At 38.5% G+C, this 12,190-nt stretch carries 10 protein-coding genes and 1 pseudogene; 4 read left to right on the top strand and 7 right to left on the bottom strand.

Going from position 1 to position 12,190, the window contains the following annotated elements; translation table 11 throughout:
* Position 1: 1 nt before the first annotated feature.
* From PU02_RS03445 to xseA, 5 genes are all read right to left on the bottom strand, one after another.
* Positions 2-1,030, bottom strand: a complete 1,029-nt coding sequence (locus PU02_RS03445) for an ABC transporter permease (RefSeq protein WP_414947441.1) — start codon at positions 1,028-1,030, stop codon at positions 2-4.
* Between the two features lie 140 nt (positions 1,031-1,170).
* A complete protein-coding gene (locus PU02_RS03440; protein ID WP_053944077.1) occupies positions 1,171-2,787 on the bottom strand; it encodes an ABC transporter substrate-binding protein in 1,617 nt (538 codons plus the stop codon).
* 353 nt (positions 2,788-3,140) lie between these two features.
* Positions 3,141-4,763: an ABC transporter substrate-binding protein gene (locus tag PU02_RS03435; RefSeq protein ID WP_053944651.1), complete on the bottom strand. Its 1,623-nt coding sequence runs from the start codon at positions 4,761-4,763 to the stop codon at positions 3,141-3,143.
* Positions 4,764-5,050: 287 nt separating this feature from the next.
* Positions 5,051-5,656 carry a DNA-3-methyladenine glycosylase I gene (locus tag PU02_RS03430; RefSeq protein ID WP_144417892.1) on the bottom strand — a complete coding sequence of 202 codons (606 nt, stop codon included), beginning with the start codon at positions 5,654-5,656 and terminating at the stop codon, positions 5,051-5,053.
* Between the two features lie 34 nt (positions 5,657-5,690).
* Positions 5,691-7,121, bottom strand: coding sequence for an exodeoxyribonuclease VII large subunit (xseA, locus tag PU02_RS03425; protein WP_053944075.1), 1,431 nt, complete (start codon positions 7,119-7,121; stop codon positions 5,691-5,693).
* A 328-nt stretch (positions 7,122-7,449) separates the two neighbouring features.
* Between xseA and PU02_RS03420 the strand changes: the two genes are divergently transcribed.
* Positions 7,450-7,713: a DUF6460 domain-containing protein gene (locus tag PU02_RS03420; RefSeq protein WP_053944074.1), complete on the top strand. Its 264-nt coding sequence runs from the start codon at positions 7,450-7,452 to the stop codon at positions 7,711-7,713.
* A gap of 429 nt (positions 7,714-8,142) precedes the next feature.
* Here PU02_RS03420 and PU02_RS06840 read toward each other — a convergent pair whose 3' ends face one another.
* Both PU02_RS06840 and PU02_RS03415 read right to left on the bottom strand, forming a co-directional pair.
* Complete coding sequence (locus PU02_RS06840) at positions 8,143-8,307, bottom strand: hypothetical protein (RefSeq protein ID WP_158404019.1); 165 nt, start codon at positions 8,305-8,307, stop codon at positions 8,143-8,145.
* 2 nt (positions 8,308-8,309) lie between these two features.
* Complete coding sequence (locus PU02_RS03415) at positions 8,310-8,498, bottom strand: hypothetical protein (RefSeq protein ID WP_053944073.1); 189 nt, start codon at positions 8,496-8,498, stop codon at positions 8,310-8,312.
* A 260-nt stretch (positions 8,499-8,758) separates the two neighbouring features.
* On the opposite strand from PU02_RS03415, the pseudogene PU02_RS03410 reads away from it, so the two are divergent.
* From PU02_RS03410 to PU02_RS03400, 3 genes and pseudogenes are all read left to right on the top strand, one after another.
* Positions 8,759-9,493 (top strand): annotated as a pseudogene (locus PU02_RS03410) (electron transfer flavoprotein subunit beta/FixA family protein); the annotation flags it as partial.
* Between the two features lie 61 nt (positions 9,494-9,554).
* Positions 9,555-10,484 carry an electron transfer flavoprotein subunit alpha/FixB family protein gene (locus PU02_RS03405; protein ID WP_053944072.1) on the top strand — a complete coding sequence of 310 codons (930 nt, stop codon included), beginning with the start codon at positions 9,555-9,557 and terminating at the stop codon, positions 10,482-10,484.
* A gap of 21 nt (positions 10,485-10,505) precedes the next feature.
* Entirely contained in the window at positions 10,506-12,167 is a 1,662-nt protein-coding gene (locus PU02_RS03400) for an electron transfer flavoprotein-ubiquinone oxidoreductase (RefSeq protein ID WP_053944071.1), read from the top strand.
* The last annotated feature ends 23 nt before the right edge of the window (positions 12,168-12,190 follow it).

The following is a 12,190-nucleotide window of genomic DNA, read 5'->3' as shown; positions in this document are numbered from 1 at the left end:
TTCAACGTGTCCTTGGATCGAAAATTCGGTAGAGTAAATCAGAAAGTAAATTAATTGCGATAAAAATACACCCTACAAGCAGTGTGCAGCCTAAAACTGCATTCATATCTCCCGCCAAAAGCGCGTTTGTTAAATAACGTCCAAAACCAGGCCAAGCAAAAACCGTTTCCGTTAAAACAGCTCCCTCCAATAGAAAAGCATAAGAAAGGCCAACAACTGTAATAATTTGAACGGCTGCATTACGAAATGCATGGCTCCAAACTGTTCGTCCCCACGATAACCCTTTAACACGTGCAGTGACAATATACTCCTGATTGAGCTGTTCAATCATAAAACCACGAACCATACGACTAATATAAGCCATCCCACTAGATGCTAAAATTAAAGCCGGCATAATGATATGGCTAAAAACATTACCGAAAGCTTCCCACTGTTCCTGCATAGCAGTGTCAACGAGAAAAAAGCCTGTTTTGGATTCAAAAGAATATTCATACAAAAAATCAATACGCCCTGGACCACCAATCCAGCCAAGATGAGCATAAAACACCAATAGTGCCATCAATCCTAACCAAAAAGTCGGTGTTGAATAACTAATTAATGAGAAAATACGCACAAAATAATCAATCCATGAATCGCGATACATAGCTGCAAAAACACCAAGTGGAATACCAAAACTTGTACTAATTATGATAGCGACTGTTGCAAGCTCTAATGTTGCAGGAAATACACGTGCAATATCAGATAAAACAGCACGCCCAGAAATTAAAGAATCTCCAAAATCAAATGAGAAAACATTCTGCAGATAATACCAATATTGAACAGCTAATGGTCGATCAAGGCCTAACTTGTGGAACATCACATCATACGCTTCTTGACTAATATTATCACCAAGAACGGAAAGAACAGGATCTATGGGCAAAAAACGCCCAATAAAAAAGGTAATTGTTACCAAGCCAAGCAATGTAACAAAAACGGAGGTACACAGCTTAAGTAATTTGAAAAAAAACACATACATCCGCAATGCTCTCATCTTTTTAAAAGTTGCTACATTGGCTTGTAAAAACAATGAGGTCATTACAGTTTTTCCTACATGATCTAAAGTGTACGTACGGCAATACCTTCTTCTCCCCCCATAAAAATTTAAATATTTTTTCCTAAAATAACCAATATTTATAAGGAATTCTCATATTTTTCTATTTTACTGTAGTAAATTGAAAAGCTATTCCAAACCCATTCTTTTACCATAGGCCCTGTCCCAACAATGTTGTATGTCTGACATAGATAGACCATAGGCCCATGATAGAGCATATGACGCTGCAGATTGCGATACTGCTTAAGGCGTTTTTCTTGATCTTTTTCAAACAGAGCATTCATTACCATCTCATTTGCTTTTGCGTCATAGTAACCAGAACGCCAAGCCAGATACATGCTATACTTTTTCGTAAATGTCGGATCAGGATTAAAGACGTGACGCAAAGATGCAACATGCCCATCTACATCAACGACATTCCACCCCATAATTGCCATATCGTAATTTCCACTACGAACACGACTTAGCAACTGGGCTTGTGCCATCTTTTCAATTTTAAGCTCAATACCAATTTTTTTTGCATTCTCTTGTATAGACTGAGCAACATATGATGCGTAAGAAAGACTTCCAACAAGAAGATCAGCCTTAAATCCACCAGAATACCCCGCATCGCTCATCAACTCTTTTGCTTTTCTTAAATCTAATGTAAATGGTACCCCTTCTTCCTTATTCAAAGCACCCATTACCCCTAATGGCATATAACTTGCACGGGAAATCGCAATTCCCTTCAAAATAGTTTTTTCAAGAGCATCATAGTCTATCAAATAACGAAGAGCCAAACGCACCTTTTCGTGAGAAAAAACTGTCTTCTTATTATTCAATGACAAATAAATACTTTGTGGCCGCAAAACACGGTTAATTTTAACCAATCCATTCTGTTTTTCCAAGCCTAAGACATCTTCGGATGAAAGATCACGTGCCACATCAACATCACCCTTTTCCAGGAGGAGTCTTTGGCTCTCAGACGTTGCAACATGCACAACGACAATTTGTTTAATTTTTGGGGCACTCCCCCAATAATGCTCTGTTGCCTTCAGAACGACCCGTTCTCCTGGGTACCAACGCTCTAACCTATAAGGGCCAACACAAGCCGAACGTGTCGCCAAATACTTGTTTCCCATATCACCATCAATAGCATTTTCTTCAAGTGTTTTTCTATCAAGTAATGCTGAAGCATAAGATTGCGCAATAGCGCTCAACACAAGATACGTGGGATATGACTTATTAAACGTTATTTGTAAAGTTCTATCATCAAGAGCTCTAATATCCTTCTCAACATTATTTTTCGTAAACCCATAGTCCATCAAAGATTGGGCATAACCAGCCCCTAGTTTAACCAGCCGGTGCATAGACCAGGCAAGATCTTGTGCAGTTGCACCCCTTCCATCATAAAATTTTAAATCATCACGAAGGTGAAATGTAATCACCTTTCCATCATCTGAGACATCCCAAGATCGAGCCATGGCAGGACGAATCTTCATAGGATCATACTGATCATACTGTACCAATGAACTACACATATTGCTCAACAATTCACTCGTTACAACTTCAACAGACTGCGCAGGATCGAAATGACTAATAGCATCAATATTCCATGCCATTACCAACGTATCTTTAGATGATACCCCCTGTGCTGTTGACGATAACCCACTACAAAAAACCATCAAGCATGATAAAATATAACGGTACTTAGACATTTTTTATACTCCCATCATACGACCTTATGTATCTTTCCATAATCTCCTTTAAACCCTCTCCACTGTCCTTAAAAGATCATAAGACAAACATCAACATCTCATTGAGGGTAAATAATATTTTAAATTCTTAATTTACTACTGCAGTAATCAACTAATAACAATAATACTAAAATAACTGCATCTCATGCACTACTTACCACATATTCAGCATTTCATGCACACACTAGTACTATCCAAGGTAAAAGAGATCTCACTTCAATCTCTTACACCCTGAAATATAAATGCAACACAATACCCCTTTTCACTAGCCGCACTGCCAACTTATTTTAGTATTTGGTACCGCTGAAATATGCTTATTTTTCAATTAAATTGTAATAAATGCGTGACATATCATTCCAGAACCACTTTTTAATGGAGGGCGCAGTGGCAACAATATTATATTTCTGAAAAATAAAAACATATGGCCCTTTTTCCATAAATTCATGTTGCAAATCAACGTACTTCTGCACCCTTTTCTCTAAATCACCTTCGAATAAGGCGTCCTCAACTTTACGGTTCATTTCTTCATCAAAATATCCATGTTGCCAACTGGGGTACGCCGTATTCTTAGCTTCAAATCTATTATCAGGATTATAAATAACCCGTGAAGACATCGCATGAGGATCAACAGACTCACTGTTCCATCCTAAAAGAACCGTATCAAAAGAACGCGATGCAACTTTTGAAAATAATTGAGCTCCTCCTATACGCTCAATCTTAATACGGACCCCTACCTTCGCTGCATTGTCCTGAATAGATTGGGCAATTAATAAGGAATATGCAGTATTTCCAGTAAGAAAATTTGCCTCAAATCCATCGGGATAACCTGCTTCATTTAAAAGCTGCTTTGCTTTTTCCAAATTGAGCTCAAAGTAATTTCCCTCTTTTTCATCCAAAGCAGCTAAAGTGCCAATTGGAATAAAACTAGAACGAGGAATACCTACATCTTTAAGGACAGTTTCTCCTAAGCCGTCATAATCAATGAGGTAGCGCATAGCTAAACGGACTTTTTCATTAGCAAAAATGGGATTTGTCATATTTAAACCCCAATAAAACATAGCTGGTTGCAATATTTTTTTTACATCAGCATGCCCTTCTTTCCTTAGGCTTTCTGAAGCCTCAGGTGTTAAATTGCGCGCTACATCTACATCACCTTTTTGCAACAATAAACGCTGTGTCTCAGATTCAGGAACATGGCGAATCAAAATTTGTTTAAGCTTAGGAGCTTCCCCCCAGTAATTGGAATTAGCACGCAATAAAATTAATTCTCCAGGAAGCCAACGAGCTAAATCATAATCTCCAACACACGCCGCATGAGTTGCCAAATACTTGTTTCCCATATCGCCATCTTTTTCGTGTTTCATGATTGTTTCACGATCAAGAAGCATTGCAGCACGACTAGCAGCAATACTACTCAAGATAAGTTCTCCCGGATAATGCTTGTCAAATTTCATGACAATAGTTGTATCATCTATCTTCTGAATAGCATCATCAACCGTTTGCTCCGTGATGCCATACTCATTAAATGCCGCCGCACCAGCCATCTTTAACTTAACAATTCGCTTCATACTCCAAACAAGGTCATGAGCACGAGCAGGCCGGCCATCAAAGAATTTGAGATCATCACGTAAATGAAAAGTAATTACCGTATTAGCATCTCCTGAAATATCCCAATTTTTTGCCAAACTAGGAAGCATTTTAGTAGCGTCATCTGGAGAAGAATCGACCAAGCTATCACAAATGTTCATCATAATTTCATTGCTATAAACATCATTTAGCTGAGCTGGATCAAATGTATTGATTCCATCAATATTCCAAGCCATCACAAGTGTATCTGCAGGTGTTTTCGCTAAGATTTGTTGTGACAATAACCCCATCGCAACAAATAAGGATACAAAAGAAGAACTCATCTTAAACATATTTTTTTTCACACTCATAGTAACACCACTCCCCAAAAATTCTCTAAAAACTTGATCATCACACACGACAAAGCTAGTAACTTTACACTAAAAAATGCTGAATGCAAATATTATGAGTTTTTTTACATTATTACTTTTATCTTAATAAAGATTAAATAATATTTATTAAATAAATACAGATAATTTTTCATGATTCATACTATTAATATTTTAAATACATCAAAAATATACAATAAATAACAGTATTAATAATGGAGATGAACCCCTATAGCATTTAATTTTTACTTTTAAGAATAAAAAATGCTTTAAGATAATACTTCATAACAAAAACCTTTACTCTCTTGTCGACAAAAACATCCGTCAAGATGACCGTTTATGATCCCAACAGCCTGCATAAAAGAGTGACATATTTCTGGACCGACAAACGTCCAGCCACGCTTTTTCAAATCTTTGGCAAGATGAATAGATGCGAATGTTGCAGAATTTCCTTGCTTTATTTGGAGACTTTCTTTTTCAAAAGACCCATGTTTCAGTGCCTGAAAAGACCAAAAATAACGAAAAAGACTGCCCCATTCTGCTATGATAGTTTGTGCTTTAAAAGCATTATTAATCACCGATCTTATTTTTCCTTGGTGACGCACAATCCCTCGATCCTGAAGTAACTTTTTGATTTTTTCCTCGTCATAACAAACAATCTTTTCCAGATCGAAATGATCAAATGCATTACGAAAATGAAGAATTTTTTTCAAAATAGTTAACCAAGAGAGCCCTGCTTGAAAACCTTCAAGACATATCTTTTCAAACAAAAGGCGATCATCAAAGATAACTTTTCCCCATTCATTATCGTGATATGCACAATAAAGTGGGTCACTTCCTACCCATGAACAACGCAGCTTCCCATCTACTCCCATAAGAAGCCCATTATCACCAACTGGCTTTTCTATCTCAAAAAAGGGATCCCTGCTCATCTTCTGATAACTTTTTTTGTTCATTTTTAGAGGCTTTCCTAAAAGGACGGTGCTGTGTTAAAATACTCACATCCCCGTCAAAAAAGCGCAAATTTATCCGGCCATCCTCAGGCAAATGGGCGAAACGTTTAATCGGCTTATCGTCCTTTCCTAAAGCCAAAACAAAACCACGTTCCAAAACATTTTGATACGAGGTGCTTCTCAAAATCCTGAACGCTACTTCTACTTGAGTGCGTTGTTTTTCAACATTTCGTAAAAATGCGCGGTAAAAACGTCCAGTATATTCTCCTACAGCACGCCGCGCTCTTTCTGTGTTGAGCAAACGTGAAGAAAACCGCAAACTAAGAGCATAGTAGTGAAACTGTCTTTTTTCACGGCTCACACAAAGAACACGCTGTAACCGACTCGAAAGTTCGTCGACACCACGACGCGGTAAAGCAAATAACTGATCAGCTGTAAGCATCCCCCGTGAAAGAGCACGTAATCTTTGTCGATGAAATTCAAAATAACGGGAAAAACTGACACGGAAACGCACATTAAGTGATGCTAAATGTGCCTCAAGATCAATCTTAACAGGAACAGCCCTTTCCGCTGCGGCAGTGGGAGTTGGAGCTCGCCAATCGGCAACATAATCGATGAGAGTCCAATCCGTTTCATGTCCAACCGCAGAAATGACTGGAATGGCTGAATCATGAACAGCACGAACAACTTCCTCATCATTAAATCCCCATAAATCTTCTAAGCTTCCACCTCCACGTGCAACAATGATGATATCAGGCTTTGGCACAGGCCCATCCCCCACAAGATTATTAAACCCTCTGATGGCAGAAGAAACTTCTTGACCACTTGACTCTCCTTGAACCCGCACAGGCCAAACCAAAATATGCAATGGAAAACGATCTAATATCCGGTGAATAATATCACGAATGACAGCCCCTGTTGGTGATGTTACAACCCCTATAATCTGAGGCATATAAGGCAAAACCTTCTTTTTGGATTCATCAAATAATCCTTCTTCTGCAAGCTTTTTCTTGCGATTTTCTAAAAGAGTCATCAAGGCACCAATGCCTGTTGGCTCAAGAGAATCAATTACTATTTGATATTTTGATGATCCAGGATAAGTGGTAAGTTTACCAACAGCGATCACCTCCATTCCCTCTTCAGGAGGAAAAGAAAGCCTTTTCATAGTGCTAAGCCAGATTACAGCTTCTAACCGAGCCTTATCATCTTTTAAAGCAAAGTAAGCATGTCCTGAAGCATGAGCGCCTCTATAACCTGATATTTCCCCACGCACCCGCACGTAACCAAAATTGCCTTCCACAACACGTTTTAAGGCACCAGATATTTCAGAAACACTAAATTCTGCAACGTTCGTTGCTACTATTTTTTCAGTAAACAGATCTACCATATTTCCAATTCGCTTAAAAATTAGAATATTTAGCCCAAATTTTCAAACAAAAATACCGTTAACTAAAATAAATGATATCCATAAACACATTCCTTTGAAACCATAATTTGAGACAAAGTATATAGGAAAGCACTTGATGGCTCAAAATAACAGGAGGAGCCTTAAACTTACCTACAAAAACTTCATCAAACGCTGAGGCGATACGATTACCATACCCATGCCAGACGGTAAAAAATTTCCTACTCTTTTACGTTACAATAAACAGCATTGCCCTACAGCATGCAATGAATTATGTTAAAAACCCGTTATGATATACAGGAGAAAAAATTTGTCTAACTCTCTTCATTCATTTCTTGGTGGAACACCAGGACGCGTTTTTGTTAAAATTCTCATTATTTCATTACTCGTCGGAATCGTAATGAATCTTTTTGGATGGACATTTACAAGCCTCATTGAACAACTAGTCATATATTTTGAAGATTTGTGGGACGCGGGCTTAATAACTTTTGTAAACATCGCTCACCTAATTGCAACAGGTGCAGTAATTGTCGTACCTATTTTTTTCTTTTTGCGTATCTTCCGTAAAAGATAAAACTCCTCTAATATTTCTTTTTTTTCAGCCTAAAAAGAAAGCATTTGCGATACCCTGCATCTAAAGTGGCATTAAACATATCTCTGCAATGATATCAATTTCCTAACTTTTCATCCCCAAAATGACGCCCAAAATAACCCCCTCTGCATACAAAAACGCCCTTGCTTCAATGATTAAGTAATTATGTTCTAGAACTTCTCCCTTGCATAAAACTACCCCTTACAAAATTCACAGAACCCGTTGCGGAATAGTCCTCACGTATTACGATAATTATCGATCATATTTATATTGAATTTAAAATCTTTTTCCTCAACATAAAGACCATACCTGCGCTTCCTGACACAACTATAGACGAAGTACTCTACGATAGAAGCAGGAGATTGTGTACAAAGTGCAGACTATCACACTGTACATAAATTATCTAAATTCTTAAAAATTTTTTTCGTGACGAAACGATTGAATGAGAATTTTTATGGCATTTAAATATTCAAGAGTTTGCTCCTGTGCTTTCTCACGCGCACGATGCTCAGCTAGAATTGCACGACTAATATCATCCAAATAAGACTTAACTTCACTATCTGAAAAACTGCGCACAGCTACACGAATCGTTCCCTTTTTTTCTGCATCTGCTTTTTCTGCATCTGCGCATAAATGAAGCGCAATCTTGCAGAAACATTCGATATTGTCATCTCCGCAGGGCTCTGCACATCCCGCCCACGCTGAAGACCAACAGTTGAAGATTTATCATCTGTAGCTAAATTTGCAACACGATACTCTGTATTCACGGATGCTGTCCCCTAATTACACGGCTCCAAAAATCATATCGACTGGGGAAGTTTAATCTATTTTGGTAAATAAATTTTTAAAATCTGTAAAAAGATTAAATAAATAATTTGCTAAGATACAACCTAGCTATATGAAACATATAGCTTAGCAAACAATGGTATAACCAGAAACGGATTATGGTAGAAATTTAATTTTGGATGATTTGGTTTTCTAGAACTGGTACATTATACCCATGATCATATAAATCAAAGGGATCGTTATGAAGGTGATTGTCGCTGTTAAACGTGTCGTGGACCATAATATCAAAATACGTGTTAAAGCTGATGGCACGGGTGTTGATTTATCTCATGTTAAAATGTCTATGAATCCCTTTGATGAGATTGCTGTAGAAGAAGCTGTGCGTCAAAAAGAAGCAGGAAAAATTTCAGAAATCATTCTTGTCTCAATTAGTTCAGAAGCAGCTCAAGAAATTTTAAGAACAGGACTTGCAATGGGCGCTGATCGTGCTATCCTTGTCGAAACTGAAAAATCTCTTGAACCCCTAGCAATAGCCAAAACACTTAAAGCCCTTGTTCTTGAAGAGAAGCCTGATATTGTGTTTCTTGGGAAACAAGCCATTGACGATGATAGCAATCAGACGGGCCAAATGCTTGCAGCACTTCTTGGATGGGGGCAAGCAACTTTCGCCTCACACGTCGACATAGATAACAAACAAGCAACAGTTACCCGGGAAATAGACGGTGGAACGCAAACAATTCGTCTTCCTCTTCCTATCGTCGTAACTGCTGACCTTCGTTTAAACGAGCCACGTTATACTTCTCTCCCTAATATTATGAAGGCAAAAAAGAAAACCATAGAGCGAAGGAAAATAGCTGATCTCAATATCAATACACAAGCACGTTTAGCAATTCTACAGGTTGAGGAACCTCAACCACGCCAAGCTGGAATTACTGTAAATAGTGTTACAGAACTTGCCTATATCCTGAAAGATAAATTATCTTCGATACACAGCGCAAAAACAGGTAAAAGCAACAGTACAGAAAAGGGTAATACCAATGGCAATTCTTCTATTGGCTGAACATAACAATCATTCCCTATTAATAGAAACTGCAAAAGCACTTACTGCAGCTCAACAGATCGGTAACGATATTGACATATTGGTCTGTGGAACAATGATTCGAGCCGTTGCTGAAGAAGCTGCTTCATTGGCTAATATACGACAAATTCTTGTTGCTGAAGCAGATTATTTAACTCACCAATTAGCTGAACCTATAACTGCAACAATCATCGCACTTGCCAAAAATTATGATGTTATCATGGCAGCTTCTACCAGCATTGGAAAAAATATTATGCCGCGTGTAGCCGCTCTTCTCGATCTTATGCAAATTTCAGATATTATCGAGATTGTCGCACCTGATACTTTCAAACGACCGACTTATGCAGGTAACGTTATTGAAACTGTACGCACAAGTGACAGACAAAAAATCATAACAGTACGTACAGCCTCTTTTACTCCAGCGCCCCGGGGAAATTCTGCTCCCATAAACACAATTACACCCGCTCCAAACCCTAATCTTTCCTTTTTCGTAAAAGAAGAAACTACCCAAAGCGACCGCCCTAACTTATCTTCAGCACAGGTCATTATATCAGGTGGACGTGGACTTGGTTCACAAGAACAATTTATGAAACTTCTTTTACCACTGGCAAATAAACTAAATGCTGCTATAGGTGCCAGCAGAGCAGCGGTTGACGCTGATTATGCTCCCAATGATTGGCAAATTGGACAAACAGGAAAAATTGTTTCCCCTGAACTATATATTGCTATCGGAATCTCCGGCGCTACCCAGCATTTAGCTGGTATAATGAACGCGAAAGTTATTGTTGCTATTAACAAAGATGAGGAAGCTCCCATCATGCGTATTGCAGACTATGCTCTCGTCGGCGATTTGCACCAGATTATCCCTGAATTAGAAAAGGCTCTATGAATTTGAGGAGACTCATAAACCATGAGTGCTAATGTACGTTACGAACGTGAAAGCATAGAATGTGATGTAGTCATCGTAGGAGCTGGCCCCGCAGGTCTTTCTGCGGCAATTCGTCTCAAGCAAATTGACCCAGCACTTTCTGTCATCATTCTTGAAAAAAGCGCTGAAGTGGGTGCACATATCTTGTCTGGTGCAATTATGGATCCAATCGGTATTGATGCACTTTTGCCAGAGTGGCGTACCGAGCAAGATCATCCCTTTCAAGCACCTGTCACTAGGGAGCAATTTTTTCTCCTGAAACCTCAATATGCCTCAGTATTACCCAATATTTTGCTTCCAAGAATATTATCTAATAATGGTTGCTATATTATTTCTCTTGGAGAAATTTGCCGCTGGTTAAGTAAAAAAGCTGAAATGCTCGGTGTTGAAATTTACCCTGGTTTTGCCGTATCAGATGTTCTTTATGGTGATAACGGCACTGTTACTGGTGTTCTTACAGGTGATCTTGGTATTGAAAAAGATGGAACTTATGGAAAAAATTACACCCCTGGCATGATTTTACAGGCAAAATACACCTTAATTGCAGAAGGAGCTCGTGGCTCTGTTACAAAAAAATTAATGCAAAAATTTAATCTTGGCCAAAACCACGAACCACAAAAATTTGGTCTTGGCTTAAAAGAGCTTTGGGAAATTAACCCTCAAAAACATAGCCGCGGCCTTGTTCAGCATTTCACAGGATGGCCATTAGATGATAAAACAAACGGTGGGGGATTTATTTATCATCAAGCAGACAATTTGCTTTCTGTTGGTTTCGTCGTTCATCTGGATTACAAAAATCCCTATCTATCTCCTTTTGAAGAATTTCAGCGCTTCAAAACACATCCCGAATTATATGAAATTTTTAAAGGAGCAAAGCGTCTTGCCTATGGTGCACGCGCCATAAATGAAGGAGGATGGCAATCTGTCCCTAAGCTTGTTTTTCCTGGTGGTGCACTCATTGGATGTGCCGCAGGTTTTGTCAATGTTCCACGTATTAAGGGTTCGCACAATGCTATATTGTCCGGTATGCTAGCTGCTAATTACATTGCTTCAGCTCTTAAAAACGGTCGAGCCCATGATGAAGTTACAGAAATCGAAGAACAGTGGCGTAAAAGTCCTATTGGAAAAGATCTTTATAAAGTACGTAATAGTAAACCACTTTGGGCAAAATATGGTACAAAATATGGAATGAAGATTGTCGGCTTTGATCTATGGTGGCAACAACTCTTTGGTTTTTCCTTATTTGGAACGCTTTCCCATGGAAAACCCGATTATGCTTGTCTTGACCCTATAGAAAAATCACAACCTATTACATACCCAAAACCAGACGGAATCGTGACTTTTGACCGCCTTTCAAGCGTTGCACTTTCAAATACCCATCATGAAAATAATCAACCATGCCATTTAGAAATAATCTCGTCAGAAAAGCAGAAAAATTCTGAATATGAAATCTATGGAGGGCCTTCTGCACGTTATTGCCCTGCAGGTGTTTATGAATGGCTTGAGAAAGATAATCAAAAAACTTATGTCATCAATGCCTCAAACTGCATACACTGCAAAACATGCGACATTAAAGATCCTAATCAGAATATTAACTGGGTTTGTCCACAAGGGAATGGAGGTCCTCTTTACCCAAATATGTGATTACCGCCCCTACTTTTTAAATA

It is taken from the genome of Bartonella ancashensis, from assembly GCF_001281405.1.
Taxonomy (GTDB): Bacteria; Pseudomonadota; Alphaproteobacteria; order Rhizobiales; family Rhizobiaceae; genus Bartonella; species Bartonella ancashensis.
The sequence above is the reverse complement of the archived record's forward strand: the minus strand, read 5'-3'. Positions and strand labels throughout refer to the sequence as shown.

What these genes read in the sequence shown, in the direction of transcription:
- PU02_RS03430 (WP_144417892.1), bottom strand. Translation starts at nt 5,656, where the DNA reads ATGGGAGTAGATGGGAAGCTGCGTTGTTCATGGGTAGGAAGTGACCCA.
- xseA (WP_053944075.1), bottom strand. Translation starts at nt 7,121, where the DNA reads ATGGTAGATCTGTTTACTGAAAAAATAGTAGCAACGAACGTTGCAGAA.
- PU02_RS03405 (WP_053944072.1), top strand. Translation starts at nt 9,555, where the DNA reads ATGGCAATTCTTCTATTGGCTGAACATAACAATCATTCCCTATTAATA.
- PU02_RS03440 (WP_053944077.1), bottom strand. Translation starts at nt 2,787, where the DNA reads ATGTCTAAGTACCGTTATATTTTATCATGCTTGATGGTTTTTTGTAGT.
- PU02_RS03435 (WP_053944651.1), bottom strand. Translation starts at nt 4,763, where the DNA reads ATGAGTGTGAAAAAAAATATGTTTAAGATGAGTTCTTCTTTTGTATCC.
- PU02_RS03400 (WP_053944071.1), top strand. Translation starts at nt 10,506, where the DNA reads ATGAGTGCTAATGTACGTTACGAACGTGAAAGCATAGAATGTGATGTA.
- PU02_RS03445 (WP_414947441.1), bottom strand. Translation starts at nt 1,030, where the DNA reads ATGAGAGCATTGCGGATGTATGTGTTTTTTTTCAAATTACTTAAGCTG.